Consider the following 22112-nt stretch of genomic DNA (forward strand, 5'->3'; position numbering starts at 1 on the left):
GTGGAACTTGACGACCGAGCGCTGCCGCTAACACGCGGTCAGCTCGATATATGGCTAGCGCAACACACCGGTTCTTCGGGTCCGGAGTGGCAGCTCGGCCAATTCGTACGTGTCGAGGGCACCGTCGACGCCGATCTGCTTGAGCGGGCAATCCGCCGGGCGATCCACGAGGCTGAACCCCTTCGAGCGGCCTTCTTCGAAGTGGACGGCCAGGTCTTCCAACGGGCGATCGAAGATCCGGATGTCAGGCTGGATGTCTATGATTTGACCGGCTCGGAGGATCCCGCGCGGGACGCGCGTGAGATGGCGACGTCGATCCAGCGCACGCCGATGCCGCTCGATGGGTTTCTCCTGAGATTTGCGTTGTTCCGAACGCGGCCCGACGAATGTTACTGGTTCACCTGCTGCCATCACATCGTCATCGACGGCTCGGCGATCGCGTTGGTGGGCCGTCGCATTGCAGCCATCTATACCGCGATGGCTTCCGGTTCGGCTGTATCTCCCGCATTCTTCGGGTCGCTGCGCGACCTCATCGGCATTGAGCTGGAGTACGAAGCGTCCAGCGAGTACCTCGAGGATCAGGCCTACTGGGCGCAGCACCGTCCTGCTCAGGACGGCGCCGATGTCGCGCTGCCGCCGAGCGGAAACGAGCTGGACACGTATTGGCCCTCGGAGCCAGTGCAACTGGACCCGTCCGCCGTCGGCCGAATCAAGACCCTCGCCAAGCAGCTGGGCGTTCGTCAATCCGCGATCATCACCGCGGCGTGTGCACTTCTGGTTCGCGCATATACCGATGACGGTTCCGATGAACTGGTGCTCGACTTCCCGGTCAGTAGGCGAGTGCGGCCGGAGTCAAAGATCCTTCCCGGGATGCTCACCGGGGTCGTTCCGCTGGTGCTGAAGTCGTCGCCGACATCCACAATCGGAGAGTTCTGCCAGCAGGTCGATACCAGAACACGAGAAGCACTGCGGCATCAGCGATTTCCGGTGCATGCCGCGGGCACAGCTGGCCTTCGCGACCCCAGGCGGGCGGCGAATCGGGTTGTCGTCAACTTCATCCTGGCCCGTCTCGCCTTGGATTTCGGCGGTGTTCCGGCCACCGCAACCTTTACCACGTTTGGCCCGGTCGCCCACTTCGGGTTGTTCTTCCTCGGGTATGGAGGCCAGAATTTTCTCAGCACCGTCGGCGCCGGGCAACCATTTTCTCGCTTCGATGCCGCCGAACTAGCCGAGCGATTCGAGCGAGTGTTGGCGGCGATGAGCGCCGATCCGACCCGGCCCCTTTCGTCGGTCGATGCCCTCGACGACGCCGACCTTCTCCATCTCGACGTAATGGGGAATCGAACGGCGTTGGCGGCAGCCAACACCCCGCCCGTTTCGATTCCCGCACAATTCGCCGAGCATGTCGCGCTAACCCCGGACGCAACGGCGTTGAGCTGTGGCGAGCGTCGGTGGACCTATCACGAGTTGGATGAAGCATCGAACCGGTTGGCGAACCTGCTCGCGGCACGCGGGGCGGGGCCGGGACAGTCGGTGGCTCTGTTGTTTTCGCGGTCGGCCGAGGCGATTGTGGCGATGCTGGCGGTGCTGAAGGCCGGTGCGACATATCTGCCCATCGACCCGGCATCGCCGTCGACCCGTCTCGGCTTCATGCTTGCCGACGCGGCTCCGATCGCCGCACTCACCACTACTGAGCATGCCGACCGGCTGGATGGGCATCAGGTTGCGCGCATCGATATCAACGACCCTGCAATTGACAAACAACCCGCCACGCCGTTGGCAGCCGCGGATGCGTCGGACATTGCCTACTTGATCTACACCTCGGGCACCACCGGCACGCCGAAAGGTGTTGCGGTTAGCCATCACAACGTGACCCAGCTGCTGACGTCATTGGATGCCGGACTGCCGGCGGCCGGGGTGTGGTCGCACAATCATTCGCTGGCCTTCGACGTCTCGGTGTGGGAGATCTTCGGTCCGCTACTGCGCGGTGGCCGACTGGTGGTGGTCCCCGAAGATGTGACCCGCTCTCCAGAAGATCTGCGCGCGTTGCTGATCGCCGAAGCGGTCTCCGTGCTGACCCAGACCCCCTCGGCGGTGGCGATGCTGGACCCTCGGGGTCTGGAGTCGGTGTCTTTGGTGATGGCCGGGGAAGCGTGCCCGGCCGAGGTGGTCGACCGCTGGGCGCCGGGACGACTGATGGTCAACGCCTACGGCCCGACCGAGACGACGATGTGTGTGGCAATCAGTGCCCCCCTGACCGCGGGCCGCGGGGCACCGCCGATCGGGTCGCCGGTGACCGGTGCGGCGTTGTTCGTGCTCGACAGCTGGTTACGCCCCGTACCCGCCGAGGTGGTCGGCGAGTTGTATGTGGCCGGTGACGGCGTGGCCACCGGATACCTACGGCGGTCCGCGTTGACCGCGTCGCGCTTTGTGGCCTGTCCGTACGGGCCGCCCGGAACGCGCATGTATCGAACCGGGGACCTGGTGTGCTGGGGCCCCGACGGGCAGCTGCAATACCTGGGGCGCGCCGACGAGCAGGTCAAGATCCGCGGTTATCGCATCGAAGTCGGCGAAGTGCAAACCGCTTTGGCCGCGCTGGACGGCGTCGAGCAAGCCGCGGTGATCGTGCGTGAGGATCGCCCCGGTGACAAGCGGCTCGTCGGTTACCTGACCGGTACCGCGGAGCCGCTCGCGGTGCGGGCCGCGCTGGCCGAGCGCCTGCCCGCCTATCTGGTGCCCGCCGCGATCGTGACGGTGTCTGAGCTCCCGCTCACGGTCAACCGGAAACTCGACACCCGTGCCCTACCGGCACCGGGGTACACCGGCGGCGACTACCGCGCCCCGGCCAGTGCCGTCGAGCAGCTCCTGGCCGATATCTACGCCCAGGTTCTAGGCCTGGAGCGGGTCGGCGTCGACGAATCGTTCTTCGAGCTCGGCGGCGACAGCATCTTGTCGATGCAGGTGGTGGCGCGGGCGCGTGCGGCCGGACTGCTATGTCGTCCGCGCGACGTCTTCGTGGAGCAGACGGTGGCCGGGCTGGCCCGAGTGACCACCGTGGCCGATGGTGCCGAGCGTACGGTCGACGAGGGAATCGGGCCTGTCGCGACCACGCCAATCATGTGTTGGCTGAACAGTATTGAGGGCCCGGTCGAGCAGTTCAATCAGACGGTGCTGATGCAGGCACCCGCGGCCGCCGGCGAATCCGACGTGGTCGTGGTGTTGCAGGCCCTGTTGGACCGGCACGCCATGTTGCGGCTGTGCGTCGCAGACAGCGCCGACGGTTGGTCGTTGACCGTGCCCGAGGTGGGGTCGGTGGATGCGCGGGCGTGTCTACATGCGGTGGACGCCTTGTCCGACGAGGCGCTGGTCGACGCACGGTCGCGGTTGAACCCGGCGGCCGGAATGATGGTGTCCGCGCTGTGGATTGGTTCCACCTCCGAGCTGGCGTTGACCATTCACCACCTGGCCGTCGACGCGGTGTCGTGGTGGATCCTGCTGGAGGATCTCAACACGGCGTGGGCTCAGCATCGCGCCGGGCAGCCGGTGGTGCTGCCAGCGACAGGGACGTCGTTCGCCCGGTGGTCGGCGGGGCTCGTCGAGCATGCGGGTACCGCGGCCGTGCTGGAGCATGCCGACGCGTGGAAGCATCTGGCGGCGACCCCAGCGGCGCTGCCGGCGGTGCAGCCGGAGATCGATACCTACGCCACAGCCGAGAACCTCTCGGTCGCGTTGGATCCGGAGACCACCGGCACGCTGCTCGCTGAAGTTCCGACGGCGTTTCACGCCGGAATCCACGAAATCCTCTTGATTGCATACGGATTGGCGTGGGCAGAGTTTCTGGGCACGGGTGCGTCGCCCATCGGGATCGACGTCGAGGGTCACGGACGTCACGAGGAATTCGACGCCGATATCGACCTGTCCCACACCGTGGGGTGGTTCACCACCAAATACCCTGTCTCGCTGGCGGTCGGCGGGTTGTCCTGGGCACAGGTAGCCGCCGGCGACGCGGCACTGGGTGCGCGAATCAAGGCCGCCAAAGAGCAACTTCGTGCGGTACCCGAGGGTCTGACCTACGGGTTGTTGCGCTACCTGAACGACGACGTCGACCTGGGCGGTTCGGATCCGACCATCGGGTTCAACTATCTCGGACGTCTGGGCGCCGCGGTGCACGAGGCGTCCGACGACGTGTGGTGGATCGGTCCGGAAGGTATGTCGACCACCGGTGCCGCCGCGGCAGTGCCCATGCCGCTGGCGCACACCGTCGAGCTCAACGCCGTCACCGTCGACACCGTCACGGGCCCAGAGCTGCATGCCAATTGGACATGGGCGCCCTCGGTGCTAGACGCCGCCGAGGTCACCCGGCTCAGCCAGCTGTGGTTCGACGCGCTGGCGGGCATCTGCGCGCTTGTGCGATCCGGCGGCGGCGGTCTGACCCCGTCGGATATCGCGCCGGCTCGGCTGACTCAGCTCCAAATCGACGAACTACAAAGGCAATACGAGATTGCCGACATTCTTCCGCTGACCCCACTGCAGCAGGGATTGTTGTTCCATTCCGGCGCGGCGCTGACTGACGACGATATGTACGCGGTGCAATTGGATTTCACCGTGACCGGTCCGCTCGACCCGCACCGGCTGCGCGACGCGGTACAGACGGTGATGACCCGGCATCCGCATCTGGTGGCCCGATTCAGCGACCAGTACGACGAGCCGGTGCAGATCATCCCGGCCAATCCCACCGCCGAGTGGCGCTATCTCGATTTCGCCGGCGACACCGATCGCGACGAGCGGATTCAACAGCTGTGCGCGGCGGAGCGTGCAGCGGTATGCGACTTCGCCGACCAGCCCGCCTTCCGTGCGTTGTTGATCCGCACCGCGGAGCAACAGCACCAATTCGTGCTGACCAATCACCACATCGTGCTCGACGGCTGGTCGCTGCCGATCCTGTTGCGCGAGATCTTCACGATCTACTACGGGCAGCGTCTGCCCGCAGCCGCACCTTATCGCAGCTTCATCACCTGGCTCGCCAACCGCGACCTGGACGCCGCCCGAGCGGCGTGGGGCGACGTGCTGGCCGGCTTCGAGACCCCTACGCTGCTCGGCCCCGAGGACGGACTGGGCTTGGGACAGCGAGGCTTCCATTCGGTTCGAGTGCCCGAGCAGACCACCCGGGCCCTCGGCGAACTGGCGCGCGTGTGCCACACCACCGTCAGCACCGTGCTGCAAAGCGCCTATGCGCTGCTGTTGATTTCGCTGACCGGCCAGCGTGACGTCGTCTTCGGCACGGCGCGCTCGCGGGCGGGCGATCTCGAAGTGGCCGGCGCGGAATCCATGGTGGGGCTGCTGATCAACACCGTCCCGGTGCGCGCGACCATCACGACCGAAACCACCACACGTGACTTGGTTCGCCAGCTGCAAAGCGACCACAACGACACGATCGACCATCAGCATCTCGCGCTGAACGAGATCCACCGGATCACCGGCCACGAACGACTTTTCGACACCGCCTTTGTCTACGAGAACTACCCGGTCGACACTGCCGCGCTGGCCAGCGTCAACGAGTTGGCCATCGCCGACGTGGTGAACCGTGAATACAACCACTACCCGCTGACCGTGGAAGCGCTGCCGGGCCGCGAACTCGACCTGCGCGTCGAATACGACACTGGCGTGTTCACCGTGGCCGACATCGAGAAGCTGATCGAGCGGTTACGGCGGGTGTTGGTCGCGATGACTGCCGATCCGACCCGGCGGCTGTCAACGGTGGATCTGCTCGATGCCGGCGAGCGTGATCTGGTGCTGGCGCAGTGGTCCGGCGCCGGCGTCCGGGCGCCGGTGGGGCTGGCGCCGCAGTTGTTGGAGCAGACGGTGGCGTCGGCGCCGGACGCGGTGGCGCTGGTCGACGGCGACCGGGAGCTGTCGTATCGCGCACTCGACGAATGGTCGACGCGACTGGCGCGGCTGCTGATCGACACGGGTGTGGGTCCGGAGCGCGCCGTGGCCGTCGCGACGGAGCGCTGCGCGGAGCTGGTGGTCGCATGGTGGGCAGTGACAAAGGCCGGCGGAATTTATGTGCCGATCGATCCGTCCCAACCCGTCGAGCGGATCACCACGGTGTTGGATGCCGCCGGCACGGTGTGCGTATTAGTTTGCGGCAGAGATACTTTGGACGGAGCCGCGGAGCGGCCGGTGCTCCGCATCGACGATCTGGACGTGTCCGAGCGTTCCGCGCAACCGATCACCGACGCCGACCGGCTGGCGGCGCTGCGGGTGGACAACACCGCGTATGTGATCTTCACGTCGGGCTCCACCGGCGCCCCCAAGGGCGTGGCGGTCACCCACGCCGGTCTGCTGGGAGTGGTGGACGCGCAACGCGAGATGTTCGCGCTGTCCTCCGACGCGCGGGTGCTGATGGTCGCCGCACCGACGTTCGATGCGTCCCTTTTCGAGGTCCTGCTCGCGGTGGAGTCCGAGGGCAGGCTGGTCGTGGCGCCGCCGGACATCTATGCCGCGGAGGCGCTGACCGCACTGGCCGAGTGCCAGCGGGTCAGTGCGGCGGTGTTGACGCCGACCGTGGTGTCCTCGCTGGATCACGAGCGGCTGGACAGTTTGGACACGCTGATCACCGTGGGCGAGGCCTTGCCGGCGGAGCTGGTGGCGACCTGGGCGCCCGGCCGGCGGATGGTCAACGCCTATGGCCCGAGTGAGACGACCATCTGGGTCACCTGCACGGGCCCCCTCGCCGCCGGGCAGCCCGTCACGATCGGCAGCCCGATCCCCGGGGTGTGCGCGTTGGTGCTCGACGCCTGGCTGAAGCCGTCCCCGATCGGGGTGGTGGGCGAGCTGTACCTGGCCGGTCCCGCGTTGGCCAGCGGGTATGTGGGACGCGTCGGACTGACCGCTGAGCGGTTCGTGGCCAACCCGTACGGGGCGGCCGGGGAGCGGATGTACCGCACCGGCGACCTGGTGCGCTGGACGCCCGCCGCGACCCTGGAGTATCTGGGCCGCGCGGACAACCAGATCAAGCTGCGCGGGCAGCGCATCGAACTGGGTGAAATCGAAAACACGTTGCTGGCGTGCCCGCAGGTCAGCCAGGCCGCTACCACCGTGCATCACAGCGCCACCGGCGGTGCCCATCTCGTCGCCTACGTGACCCTGAATCACGACGAGACTCCCGATCACGACGCCGAAATCGTTGAAGAGTGGCAACACATTTACGACGACCTCTACGGCGGCGACCACGGCGCGCCGGAGTTCGGCATGGATTTCCGCGGCTGGAACAGCAGCTACACGGGCGAGCCCATTCCACTGAAGGAAATGCACGAGTGGCGTACGGCCACGGTCGATCGGATCATGGCGCTGCGCCCGAGGCGGGTGCTGGAAATCGGTGCGGGCACGGGACTGATCCTGTCGCAAGTCGCTCCGCGATCCGAACACTATGTCGCCACCGATATGTCGGCGGTGGCCATCGACAACCTCGGCCGGTCGCTGGAACAGCTACAACTCCCGTGGCGCGATCGAGTCGAATTGCGGGCCCAGCCCGCTCACATCACCGAGGGACTGGCGCGAGGCTACTTCGACACCATCATCGTCAACTCGGTGGTGCAGTATTTCCCGAACGCGGGATACCTGGCCGACCTGATCGACCACGCCATGGAGCTGCTGGCCCCGGCTGGTGCGCTGTTCATCGGGGATGTGCGCAACCATGGTCTGCAGGGCGCATTCCAGACCGGGATCGCGCTCGCCCGTACTCCCGATGCCCAGGCCGCCGAGATCCGGCAACGGGTGCACCACGCCACCCTGAGCGAACCCGAATTACTCTTGGCGCCAGCGTTTTTCACCACGTTGGCTGCGGACCGACCGTCGGTGGCCGGACTGGACATCCAGGTCAAACGCGGATCCGGGGACAACGAACTCAACCGGTATCGCTACGACGTCGTCATCCACAAGAATCCCGCGCCGGTGCGCTCGCTCGCCGACGCGCCGACCTGGTCATGGGCTCAATGTGCCGGTCTGCGTGGGCTGCGCAGCCGGCTGGAATCGCACCGTCCCGCGGTGGTGCGCATTACCGAGATCGCGCACGCCGGGGTGGTTTCCGATGTCCGCGCCGAACAGGCGCTGGCCGGCGGCCTAACCGTCGCCGATGCACTCGTCCACGCCCGGGCAACCTCCGACGCCGCCGTAGCAGAAGAATTGCACCGCCTCGGGGAAACCGCCGGATACCACGTCGCCGTCACCTGGGGCGCCCAACTCGGCACCCTCGACGCGGTCTTCCGCGCCGCCGACGGTCAGAGCTCCCCGGCGGTAACCGATCTCTACCTGCCACCATCCAAGGCACAGCGGAACAGCGCATACGCCAACGACCCGCGCACGAACACCAAAATCAGCGCGGTGCGTCAGCGGTTGAGCGCGTGGCTGCCCGACTACATGGTGCCGGCTCACATCATGGTCCTCGACGAATTCCCGATGACCGCCTCGGGCAAGCTCGACCGCCGGGCCTTGCCGACGCCGGAGTACCAGGACGCCGATCGTTACCGCGCCCCGGCCGGCGCGGTGCAGGAGATCCTGGCCGGCATTTACGCCCAAGTGCTGGGGCTGGAGCGAGTCGGGGTGGACGACTCGTTCTTCGACTTGGGCGGCGACTCGCTGTTGGCGATGCGCCTGATATCAGCGATCAATTCCAGCCTGGATAGCGACCTTTCGGTGCGCACCATTTTCGAGGCGCCCACCGTCGCGCAGTTGGCGCCGCGCGTCGGCGGGGATGCGGCGCGGCTGGAGCCATTGGCTGCCGGTGCGCGGCCGGACGTGATTCCATTGTCGTTCGCCCAGAGCAGGTTGTGGTTCATCGACCAACTGCAGGGACCGTCGCCTATTTACAACATCGCGGTGTCGTTGCGGTTGCGCGGGCGGCTCGACGCCGACGCGCTGGCTACCGCGCTCACCGACGTGGTGGGCCGCCACGAAAGCCTGCGCACGATATTCGCCTCAACAGACGGCATACCGCACCAGGTCATCGTCCCGGCCGAACATGCCGAATTCTGCTATGACGCGGTCGATGCCAGCCGGTGGTCGCAACGACAGCTGGCGGTAGCCATTGAGGACGCGGCCGGCTACGCCTTCGACCTGGCCAGCGAGAGTCCGCTTTACGCAAAGCTTTTCAGGGTTGCCGACGACGAGCACGTGCTGGTGGCAGTTGTGCACCACATCGCCGGCGACGGCTCGTCGATCGCCCCCTTTGCGCGCGATCTGGGTGTCGCCTATGCCAGCCGGTGCAGGGGCGAAGAACCCGGATGGGCCGACCTGGCCGTGCAGTACGCGGATTACGCGCTGTGGCAACGCACCCACCTCGGCGACGCCGCCGACAGCGACAGCCCGATCGGCGCTCAGCTCGCATACTGGGAAAAAGCCTTGGCGGGAATGCCCGAACAGCTCCAACTGCCGACCGATCGCCCGTACCCACCGGTTGCCGACCATCACGGTGCCCGGGTGGCGGCGGACTGGCCGGCCGAGCTGCAGCAGCAGATCGCGCAGGTGGCCCGTGCCCACAACGCGACCAGCTTCATGGTGGTGCAGGCGGCGTTCGCCACGCTATTGTCCAAGATCAGTGCCAGTCCCGAAGTGGCCGTGGGCTTCCCGATCGCCGGGCGCCGCGAGGCGGTACTGGACGACTTGGTGGGATTCTTCGTCAACACGTTGGTGCTGCGCGTCGACGTGTCCGGCGATCCCAGCTTCGTCGAGCTGCTGGCACAGGTGCGTCGACGCAGCCTGGCCGCGTTCGAGCATCAAGACGTGCCGTTCGAGTTGCTGGTCGAGCGGCTCAACCCGACTCGATCCCTGACCCGTCATCCGTTGATCCAGGTGTTGTTGGGCTGGGAGAACTTCGCCGGGAACGACGGGCTGATCCTGGGTGATCTGCACGTCACGCCAACTCCGGTGGATACCCACACTGCCCGGATGGATTTGGCGTTCTCACTGGCCGAACGCTGGACCGAGGACGGCGAGCACGCCGGTATCGCCGTGATGGCGGAATTTCGCACCGATGTTTTCGACGCGAACACGATTGAGGGTTTGATCGATCGATTGCACCGGGTGCTGGTGGCCGTCACGGCCGAACCGCAGCGCCGACTGTCCACCGTGGATCTGCTGCATGCCGCCGAGCATGCCCGGCTGAAGCGGTGGGGCAATCAATCGGTGTTGACGCGGCCCACGACACCCACGTCCGTCCCGGTGTTGTTCGCCGCGCAGGCAGCGCGCACACCGGGGGCGGTGGCGCTGGTCGGCGCCGGGCGCAGTCTGACGTACCGGGAACTCGACGAGGCGGCCAACCGATTGGCACACCTGCTGACCAGCAGGGGAGCCGGTCCGGGAACGTCTGTGGCGGTGATGTTTTCGCGGTCGCCCGAGGCGATCGTGGCGATATTGGCGGTGCTGAAGTCCGGGGCTGCCTACCTGCCGATCGACCCGGCGCTGCCTGCGGCCCGGATCGAATTCATGCTGACCGACGCCGTGCCGATCGCCGCGCTCACCACCGCCGAATTGGCCGGGCGGTTCGGGGGATTCAACCTGGCGGTCGTCGATGTCGCCGATTCCGCCGCGGCCGCCCAACCCGGCACGGCACCCGCCGGGCCCGCGCCCGACGACCTCGCCCACATCATCTACACCTCGGGCACCACGGGTGTTCCCAAAGGCGTTGCGGTGACGCACAACAACGTCGTTCAGCTCTTCGACGCGCTGCAGATCGGGGTCGAGTTGTCGCCCGAGCAGGTCTGGACGCAGTTCCACTCCTATGCCTTCGACTTCTCGGTGTGGGAGATCTGGGGCGCGTTGCTGCATGGCGCCCGGCTCGTGGTGGTGCCCGAGTCCGTGTCGCGCTCACCCGAAGAATTCCACGCCTTACTGGTCGGGCAACGCGTGACCGTCCTTACCCAGACCCCCTCGGCGGTGGGAATGCTGTCCACCGAGGGCTTGGACTCCACGGCGCTGGTGATCGGTGCCGAGCCGTGCCCGCCCGAGCTGGTGGATCGATGGGCGCCCGGCCGGGTCATGGTCAACGTCTACGGTCCGACCGAAACCACGATGTGGGCGTCTAAGAGCGCGCCGCTGAAGGCTGGATCGGGTTTCCCGGCGATCGGCTCACCGGTGTCGCGGGCCGCCTTCTTTGTGCTGGACGGATCGTTGCGACCGGTGCCCGCCGGGGTGGTGGGCGAGTTGTATCTGGCCGGCGACGGCGTCGGCGTTGGATATTGGCGCCGCCCCGCTCTGACCGCGTCGCGGTTTATGGCGTGCCCGTTCGGTGCGCCGGGAGCACGGATGTATCGCACCGGCGACCTGGTGTGCTGGGGTCCCGACGGGCAGCTGCGTTACTTCGGCCGCGCCGACGAGCAGGTCAAGATTCGCGGCTACCGCATCGAACTCGGCGAAATCCAGGCCGCGTTGTCCGAGTTCGCCGGCGTCGAGCAGGCGGTGGTGATCGCTCGCGAAGACAGTCCGGGCGATAAGCGCCTCGTCGGTTATGTCACCGGCAGCGCCGATCCGGTCAAGGCGCGCGCCGCGCTCGCCGAGCGGCTACCGGCCTACATGGTGCCAGCTGCAGTGGTTTCCCTTGCCGCACTGCCGATTACGGTCAACGGGAAACTCGACGCGCGTGCCTTGCCGGCGCCGGATTACCAGAACACCGATCGTTACCGCGCTCCGAGCGCCGCGGTCGAGGAGCGACTGGCCGATATTTACGCACACGTGCTGGGTGTCGAGCGGGTGGGGGTGGACGACTCGTTCTTCGACCTGGGTGGCGACTCACTGTCGACAATGCGTCTGATTGCGGCGATCAACACCACGCTGAATGTCGATCTTGCGGTGCGCGTCGTATTCGAAGCGCCCACCGTTGCGCAGCTGGCGCCCCGCCTGGCCGAGAGCACGGGACGCGTGGCCCCGCTGACGGCAGGTGTGCGGCCGGCGGTGATTCCGTTGTCGTTCGCGCAGAGCCGGCTATGGTTCGTCGATCAACTGCAGGGCGCCTCACCCGTCTACAACATGGCGGCGGCATTGCGGCTGCGCGGGCACCTGGACACCCAGGCGCTCGGTGCGGCGCTGGCTGATGTGGTGGCGCGTCACGAAAGCCTGCGCACCGTGTTCCCGGCCATCGAGGGAACGCCTCAGCAGGTCGTACTACCGGCCGCCCAAGCCGATTTCGGCTGGGACGTTATCGATGCCGACGGATGGCCGACGAGCCAGGTGGACGAGGCGATCAGGGCGACGGCCCACTGCACGTTTGACTTAGCCGCCGAGATCCCGCTGCAGGCAAGGCTTTTCGGTGTAGCGAAAGACGAACACGTGCTGGTGATCGTGGTGCACCACATCGCCGCGGATGGTTTGTCGCTGACGCCCTTCGCCGCGGATTTGGGTGTAGCGTATGCCAGCCGGTGCGCCGGGCAGGCCCCGGGCTGGGCCGAGTTGTCGGTCCAGTACGCGGATTACACGCTGTGGCAGCACGCGCAATTCGGCGATCTCGACGACAGTGGCAGCCGCATCGGAGCTCAGCTGGCTTACTGGGAGCAGGCTCTGGCCGGGATGCCCGACCGGCTGCAGCTTCCGACCGATCGCCCCTACCCCCGGGCCGCCGATCTGCGCGGCGCGACTGTCGACGTGGACTGGCCCGCGGACTTGCAGCAGCGCATCGCGCAGGTCGCTCGTGAACACAACGCCACCAGCTTCATGGTGGTGCAGGCGGCGCTGTCGGTGTTGCTGTGGAAGCTCAGCGCCAGTTCCGATGTGGCGGTGGGCTTCCCGATCGCCGGGCGGCGTGATCCTGCGTTGGATCAATTGGTCGGGTTCTTCGTCAACACCTTGGTGTTGCGTGTCGACCTCGCCGGGGATCCCAGTTTTGCCGAACTGCTCGCCCGCGTTCGGGCGGGCAGCTTGGCGGCTTTCGAGCACCAGGATGTGCCGTTCGAGCTACTGGTGGAGCGGCTCAACCCGACGCGATCCCTGACACATCATCCGCTGGTGCAGGTCATGTTGGCCTGGCAGAACTTCGCCGGGCATGACGACCCGGCGGCCGGGTTGGCGCTGCCGGGCCTTGAGGTGTCGTCGGTGCCGATCGGCGCCGAGTCCGCCCGCATGGATTTGGTGTTCTCGCTGGCCGAACGTTGGGGCGAGGGCGGTGAACCCGCCGGGATCGGCGGGAAGGTGGAATTCCGCACCGACGTGTACGACGCCCACACCATCGAGGTGTGGAGCGAGCGGCTGCGTGCGGTACTGGTCGCGATGACGGCCGCTCCCGCTCAGACCTTGTCCGCGGTGGATCTTCTGGATGCCGCCGAGCATGCCCGGCTGGACGAATTCGGCAATCGCGCCGTGCTGGCTGCGCCGCCAGCCGCCGCGGTGTCGATCCCGGCGTTGTTCACCGAGCAGGTGACTTTGGCGCCTAACGCCGTGGCACTGGTTTGCGGTGGCCGGTCGGTGACGTACCGCGAATTGGATGATGTATCGAACCGGCTGGCGCACTTGCTGATTGAGTACGGCGCGGGCCCGGGTTGCTGCGTGGCAGTGCTGTCCTCACGCTCGGCCGAAGCGGTCGCGGCGATCGTGGCCGTACTGAAGACGGGCGCGGCCTACCTTCCGATCGACCCCGGGGTACCGGACGCCCGGATCGAATTCTTGCTCGCCGATGCCGAGCCGGTGGCAGTAGTCACCACCGCGGACCTGGCCGACCGGGTCGACGGACATGGCGTGGCCGTCGTCGACGTCGACGATCCCGCGGTGCACACCCAACCCGGCACGGCCTTGCCGGCGCCGAACATCGACGACATCGCCTATCTGATCTACACCTCCGGCACCACCGGAACCCCGAAAGGTACTGCGGTCACGCATCACAACGTGACCCAGCTGCTGGCGTCGTTGAATGCCGGTTTGCCGGTACCCGGGGTGTGGACGCAAAGCCACTCCCTGGCCTTCGACGTCTCGGTGTGGGAGATCTTCGGTGCGCTGCTGCGCGGTGGACGGCTCGTGGTGGTTCCCGAAGCGGTGACCCGTTCACCCGAGGAGTTCCACACGCTGCTCGTCAACGAAGGCGTCACGGTTCTCACCCAAACTCCCTCCGCGGTGGGTGTGCTCGCCACGGACGGCTTGGAATCGGTGGCGGTGGTGATGGCCGGCGAGGCCTGCCCCACCGAAGTGGTGGACCGCTGGGCACCGGGGCGGGTGATGGTCAATGCCTACGGCCCGACCGAGACGACGATGTGCGTGGCGATCAGCGCCCCGCTGGCAGCGGGCGAGGCGGTGGTGCCGATCGGGTCGCCGGTGCCGGGCGCGGCGCTGTTCGTGCTCGACGAGTGGCTGCGGCCGGTGTTACCGGGGGTGGTCGGAGAGTTGTACGTGGCGGGTGGTGGGCTCGCGGCCGGGTACATCGGCCGCGCCGAGCTGACGGCATCCCGGTTCGTGGCATGCCCGTTCGGTCAGCCGGGCACACGCATGTACCGCACCGGGGACCTGGTGCGGTGGGGTGCCGACGGCCAGCTGCAGTACCTGGGCCGCGCGGACGAGCAGGTCAAGATTCGCGGCTACCGCATCGAGCTCGGCGAGGTGCAGACGGCGCTGGCCCGCCTGGACGGCGTGCAGCAGGCGGTGGTGATCGCCCGCCAGGACCGCCCCGACGCCGTGCGCCTGGTCGGGTATCTCACCGGGACGATCGATCCGGCGCAGGCACGCGCGGCGCTGGGCGAACGGCTGCCCGCCTACATGGTGCCGTCCGCAGTGATGGTGTTGCCGGAGCTGCCGCTGACATCCAACGGGAAACTCGACACCCGCGCCCTCCCGACGCCCGAATACACCGCCGGGGTATACCGGGCGCCGGGCAATGCCGTCGAGGAGATCCTGGCCGGCATTTACGCCCAAGTGCTCGGCGTCGAGCGAGTCGGGGTCGACGACTCGTTCTTCGACCTTGGTGGGGACAGCATTTCGGCGATGCGGGTGATCGCCGCGATCAACACCACCCTCAGTGCCGCCCTCGTGGTGCGCACCGTATTCGAGTCGCCCACCGTCTCCCAGTTGGCGACCCGGCTGAATGAGGGGACCAGTTGGCTCGAGCCGCTGGTAGCGGTCGAGCGACCGGCGGCGATTCCATTGTCGTTCGCGCAGAGCCGGTTGTGGTTTCTCGAGCAGCTGCAAGGACCCTCGGCGATCTACAACATGGCCGTCGCGTTGCGCCTGGACGGGCCGCTCGACGCGCAGGCGTTGGGTGCCGCACTGACCGATGTCGTGACCCGCCACGAAAGCCTGCGAACCTTGTTCATTGCCCCCGAGGGAACACCGCAGCAAGTCGTGGTGCCCGTCGATCGCGCCCAGGTGGACTGGCAGATCGTCGACGCCAGCGAATGGCCGGCGGCCCGGCGTGACGAGGCGGTCGACGCCGCGACGCGCTACACGTTCAACGTGGAGACCGAAATACCGTTGCGCGCCAGGCTGTTCCGCATCGCCCAGGAAGAGCATGTACTGGTGGCCGTGGTGCACCATATCGCCGCCGACGGCTGGTCGATCACTCCGCTGGCCCGCGACATCGGTGTGGCCTACGCTGCCCGCTGCGCCGGGCAGTGCCCGCAGTGGGCTGATCTGCCGGTGCAGTACGTCGACTACACGCTCTGGCAGCGCGCACAATTCGGCCATCTCGACGACCGAGATGGCCCCATTGCGACACAGATCGCCTTCTGGGAGAAGACACTTGCGGGCCTGCCCGAGCGGCTGCAGTTACCGACCGATCGGCCCTACCCGGTCGTGGCCGATCAGCGCGGCGCCACGGTGGACGTGCGCTGGCCGGCGGAGTTGCAAGTGCGGGTTGACCGGTTGGCCCGTGCGCACAACGCGACCACGTTCATGGTGGTGCAGGCCGCACTGGCGGCGTTGCTGTCCACGCTCAGCGCGAGTTCCGATGTGGCGGTAGGCTTCCCGATCGCCGGACGACGCGACTCCGCGCTCGACGATCTGGTCGGCTTCTTCGTCAACACCCTGGTGCTGCGCGTCGATGTGTCCGGGGATCCCACCTTCGTCGAACTGCTGGCCCAGGTGCAACAGCGCAGCCTGGCCGCCTACGAACATCAAGATGTGCCATTCGAGGTGCTGGTCGAGCGGCTCAACCCGACCCGGTCCCTGGCCCATCATCCGCTCGTGCAGGTGCTATTGGCCTGGCAGAACCTGCCCGGGCAAAGCGACGACCCCACAGCCGGGTTGGCGCTGGGCGATGTTCGGGTCACCCCGATGCCGGTGGATACCCAGACGGCCCGGATGGATCTGACCCTGTCGCTGGGCGAACGGTGGACCGACGCCGGTGAACCCGCCGGCATCGGCGGAACGGTGGAATTCCGCTCCGATGTGTTCGACGCCGGCACCATCGCGCTGCTGACCGAACGGTTGCGGCGGATGCTGATGGCGATCACGGCCGATCCCACGCAGGCGTTGTCGGCTGTTGACCTGCTGGACGCGACCGAGCACCGTCGGCTCGATGAACTCGGAAACCGGGCGGTGTTGACCCAGCCGGCGACCGCGACGCCGTCGATTCCGGTGCTGTTCGCCGAACAGGTCGGCCGCACCCCGGACGGCGTGGCCGTCACCTGCGACGGCCGATCGATGACCTACCGAGAGCTCGACGAGACCTCCAACCGCATGGCGGAGTTGTTGGTCGGTCATGGGGCGAAACCGGGTTCGTCTGTGGCGTTGCTGCTTTCGCGATCCACCGAGGCGATCGTAGCGATCATCGCGGTGCTGAAATCGGGGGCAGCCTACCTGCCGATCGATCCAGCACTGCCGGCCGCCCGCATCGGATTCGTGTTGGCCGACGCGACGCCGGTTGCGGTGATCACTACCGCTGCGCTGGCAGACCGGCTCGACGGGCACGGTGTCGCGATCATCGATGCCGAGGCCCCCGGGTTGCAGGGGCACCCAAGTATCGCGCTGCCCGCACCCGCCGCCGACGATATCGCGTACTTGATCTACACCTCCGGCACCACCGGTGTCCCCAAAGGTGTTGCGGTCAGCCACCGCAACGCCGCACAGCTGCTCACCGGCATGGCTTCGGAACCACCCTTCGGCGGGGTGTGGTCGCAATGGCATTCGCTGGCCTTTGACGTCTCGGTATGGGAGATCTTCGGTGCCCTGTTGCACGGCGGCCGACTGGTCGTGGTGCCGGAGTCGGTGGCGCGCTCACCGGAAGACTTCCACGCGTTGCTGGTCGCCGAGCACGTCAACGTGCTGAGCCAAACTCCCTCGGCGGCAGGGATGTTGTCGCCCGAGGGGCTCGACGTCACGGCATTGGTGGTGGCCGGTGAGGCGTGTCCGGCCGAGCTGGTCGAGCGCTGGGCGCCGGGCCGGATCATGGTCAACGCCTACGGCCCGACCGAGGCGACGGTCTATGCGGCCGTCAGCGCACCGCTGGCCGCGGGATCCGATGTCGTGCCGATCGGCTCACCGGTGCCGGGCGCTGCGCTTTTCGTACTCGACAAATGGCTGCGTCCGGTCCCGGCCGGCGTGGTCGGCGAATTGTATGTCGCCGGTTCCGGTGTGGCAGTGGGGTATTGGCAGCGTGCCTCATTGACGGCAGCGCGGTTTGTGGCGTGCCCGTTCGGGGCGGCCGGGGCCCGGATGTATCGGACCGGAGACCTGGTGTGCTGGGGTGCCGACGGGCAGCTGCAATACCTGGGCCGTGCCGACGAGCAGGTCAAGATCCGTGGTTATCGGATCGAACTCGGGGAGGTTCAGGCGGCGCTGGCCAACGTGGATGGCGTGCAGCAGGCCGTCGTGGTTGCCCGTGCGGACCGCCCCGGCGAAAAGCGCCTCGTGGGGTATGTCACCGGCGACGCCGACGCGGCCGGTGTGCGTGCGGCGCTGGCTGAGCGGCTGCCGTCGTACATGATTCCGGCCGCGGTGGTGCCGATCGAGACGCTTCCGCTGACCGCCAATGGAAAACTCGACATTCGCGCCCTGCCTGCGCCGGAATACGGCTCCGGCGAATATCGTGCGCCCGACACCGCCGTCGAGGAGATCTTGGCCGGCATTTACGCCGAGGTGCTCGGGCTACAGCGCGTCGGCGTAGACGATTCGTTCTTCGACCTTGGCGGGGACAGTATTTCGTCGATGCAGGTGGTGACCCGGGCCCGGGCGGCCGGTCTGGTCTGCAAGACCCGCGATATTTTCGTGGAGCAGACCGTGGCGCGGCTGGCGCGGGTAGCCTGCCTGGTCAGCGACGACGATGTGATCGACGAGGGCGTAGGGGAACTGCCCCCAACCCCGATCATGCGGTGGCTGCACAGCGTGGACGGCCCGGTGGACCAGTTCAACCAGACGGTGGTGGTGCAGGCGCCCGCCGGGGTGTGCGAGCCCGATGTCGCAACTGTGTTGCAGGCGTTGGTGGATCGGCATCCCATGCTGCGGGCGCGCATCGACGACGCCTGGGCGCTGACGGTGCCCGCGGCAGGCGCGGTAGACGCACGCGCACGCCTGCGGTCGGTGGATGTGTTGACCGACGCGGCGTTGGTGGCGGCACGGTCCCTGCTGGATCCGGCCGCCGGGATCATGCTCAGCGCGTTGTGGGTTACCTCCACCAGCCAGTTGGTGGTGATCATTCACCACCTGGCCGTCGACGGCGTGTCCTGGCGAATCCTGTTGGAGGACTTGAACATCGCCTGGGCTCAGCACCAGGGCGGGCAGCCGGTGGCGCTGCCGCCCGGCGGCACGTCGTTCCAGAGGTGGGCTGCACTGCTCACCGAGCACGCCCGACACCCCGATATCACGGCGCACGCGGCCAGCTGGCAGGCCGTGGCCGCGACTCCGGCTGCGTTGCCCGCCGTGCAGGCCGGCGTCGATACCTACCAGAGCGCCGGGCACCTCTCGGCGGAGCTGGACGTCGAGACCACCCGGACGCTGCTGGCTGACGTGCCCGCCGCGTTCCACGCCGGGATCGACGACATTCTGTTGATCGCACTGGCCTTGGCGGTGGCCGAATTCCTCGGCAACCACGACGCGCCGATCGGTATCGACGTCGAGGGCCACGGCCGTCACGAGGAGTTGGCCGACGTCGACCTGTCCCGCACCGTCGGGTGGTTTACCACCAAATACCCGGTGTCGCTGACGGTCCAGGAACTGTCCTGGGCGCACGTGGCCGCCGGCGATGCGGCGCTCGGCGCTGCGCTCAAGCATGCCAAGGAACAGCTGCGCGCCCTTCCCGACGGTCTGACCTACGGGCTGCTGCGCTATCTGAACGACGACGTCGATCTGGACGGCGCCGACCCCCCGATCGGATTCAATTACCTGGGGCGCCAGGGCGGTGTGGCCGCGCTCTCCGAGCAGATGTGGCGACCTGTGCAGGACGGCTGGGCGGCGACCGCCGCGGCCTCGGCCATTTCGATGCCGCTGATGCACACCCTGGGGCTCAGCGCCGCCACCGTCGACACTGACACCGGCCCTCGCCTGCACGCGAATTGGACGTGGGCGCCCTCGGCACTTGATCCCGAACACGTCAGTCGGTTGAGCGGGCTGTGGTTCGAGGCCCTGGCCGGTATCTGCGCGCACGTGCGCTGTGGCGGCGGCGGGTTGACCCCGTCGGACATCGTCCCGGCCCGCTTGAGCCAACAGCAAATCGACGAGTTGCAGCGGCATCACCGAATCGCCGACGTGCTGGCACTGACCCCGGTGCAGCAGGGCCTGCTGTTCCATGCGAACACCGCGCACGCCGGTGACGACCTGTATGCGGGACAACTGGACATCAGCGTGACCGGACCGCTCGACCCGGATCGCCTGCGCGCGGCCGTGCAGACGGTCGTCAGCCGACACCCGCATCTGGTGGCGCGCTTCTGCGACCAGTTCGACGAGTCGGTACAAGTTATTCCCGCCGACCCAGTTGCGTCTTGGCGCTACCTCGAGCTCGATCTCGACCCGGAGATCGAAATGCTCTGTGCCGCAGAGCGGTCCGCGGTGTGCGAACTCGGCGATCAGCCCCCGTTCCGGGTGGCTTTGATCCGTACCGCCGCCGATCGGCACCGGTTGGTGCTGACCAATCACCACATCGTGCTCGACGGCTGGTCGATGCCGATTCTGCTGGGGGAGATCTTCGCCGGCTACTACGGGCAGCGGTTGCCCGCCGCGGCGCCCTACCGCACTTTCGTCTCCTGGCTGGCCGAGCGCGACCTCGACGCCGCCCGCACGGCCTGGTCCGCGCTGTTAGCCGGCTTTGACACGCCGACGTTGGTGGGCCCACAAGATCGTCGCAAACGGGGGCAGCAGGGTGTCGAAACAACCGCATTGCCGGCCGATCTCAGCCGCGCGATCGGCGAGCTCGCGCGCTCGTGCCACACCACCGTCAACACCGTGCTGCAAGGAGCCTTCGCACAGCTGCTGTGCTGGATGACCGGACATAACGACGTCGTCTTCGGTACCACAGTCTCGGGTAGGCCTGCCGATCTGGTCGGCGCCGACTCGATGGTCGGTCTGATGATCAATACCGTGCCGGTGCGCGCGCGTATCACCGCCGCGACCACCACCGCCGATTTGTTGAACCAACTTCAAGGTGCCTACAACGACACGCTCGAGCACCAGCACCTGGCGCTCACCGAAATTCATCGAATCACCGCTCAAGACAACCTTTTCGACACCCTGTTCGCGTTCGAGAACTATCCGATCGACACCGGCGCGTTGCTGGGCGATCACGAGCTGAACATCACCGGCATCACCACCCGCGAGTCCACCCACTACCCGTTGACGGTGCAAGCCCAGCCGGGCCACGAGCTGCGCCTGCGCGTCGAATTCGACACCGATGTGTTCGACGCGCACGCGATCGAAACGCTGATCGGGCGATTGCGGCGCGTGCTCGCCGCGATGACCACAGACCCGCGGCGGTGTCTGTCGTCGATGGACGTGCTGGACACCGCCGAACACGCCCAGCTGGACCGATGGGGCGACCGGGCGGTGCTGGCCAGGCCAGCGACCGGCGCGTCCATCCCGGCGCTGTTCGCCCAGTGGGTGGCCCGTACTCCCGACGCGGAGGCGATTACCTGCCGGGGTCGGTCGGTGACCTACCAAGAGCTGGACGAGGCTTCGAACCGGCTGGCGCACTTGATGATTGCCCGTGGGGTTTGTCCGGGTGAATCGGTGGCTCTGCTATTCACCCGGTCTGCCGAGGCGATCGCGGCGATACTGGCCGTGCTGAAAACCGGTGCGGCCTACCTGCCGATCGATCCCGCGCACCCGGCAGCCCGGATCGCTTTCATGCTGGACGACGCCCGCCCGATCGCTGCGATCACCGCCACCGCGTTCGTCGACAGATTCGACGGACAGCAGTTGGTGGTCATCGACGTCGACGATCCGGCCGTGCACGCCCAACCCTGCACCGCGCCCCCGGGCCCGCTGCCGGATGACCTCGCCCACATCATCTACACCTCGGGCACTACCGGTAAGCCCAAGGGCATGGCGGTCAGTCACCACAACGTGACTCGGTTGTTCGAGTCGCCGGTCGGCGTGGAGTTCGGGTCGCAACAGGTGTGGACCCAGTTCCACTCCTACGCATTCGATTTCTCGGTCTGGGAGATCTGGGGTGCACTGCTGCACGGCGGACGCCTGGTAGTGGTGCCGGAGTCGGTGGCCCGCTCACCAAAGGACTTCCATGCCCTGCTGGTCGCCGAGAAGGTAACGGTCTTCAGTCAAACCCCGTCCGCGGTGCGGAATCTGTCGCCCGAGGGTCTGGACGGGGCCGCGTTGGTCGTCGGGGCCGAGCCGTTGTCCGCAGAGCTGGTGGATCGCTGGGCATCCGGACGGAAACTGTTCAACGTTTACGGACCCACCGAGACAACGATATTCGCCTCCGTCAGCGCACCGCTCACGGCGGAGTCGGGGACGCCGCCGATCGGTTCGCCGGTGCCTGGTGCCGCGTTGTTCGTGCTGGATGGCTGGCTGCGCCCGGTGCCCGCCGGAGTGGTCGGGGAGTTGTATGTGGCCGGACGCGGCGTCGGCGCCGGGTATGTGCGCCGGAGTTCGTTGAGTGCTTCGCGTTTTGTGGCCTGCCCGTTCGGCGAGCCCGGCGCGCGGATGTACCGCACCGGGGACCTGGTGCGCTGGGGCTCCGAGGGACAACTGCACTATGT

General features: G+C 67.2%; 1 protein-coding gene (cut by a window edge). It reads left to right on the forward strand.

Translation table 11 applies throughout. The features are described 5' to 3' along the window. On the forward strand, positions 1–22112 hold the 5' portion of the coding sequence (locus MJO58_RS12755) for a non-ribosomal peptide synthase/polyketide synthase (protein ID WP_239723024.1). 9007 nt of this gene lie beyond the right edge of the window; the window shows 22112 of its 31119 coding nt (coding positions 1–22112); the start codon lies at positions 1–3; its stop codon lies beyond the right edge, outside the window.

Origin of the sequence: Mycobacterium lentiflavum (assembly GCF_022374895.2) — a bacterium.
Classification (GTDB): domain Bacteria; phylum Actinomycetota; class Actinomycetes; order Mycobacteriales; family Mycobacteriaceae; genus Mycobacterium; species Mycobacterium lentiflavum.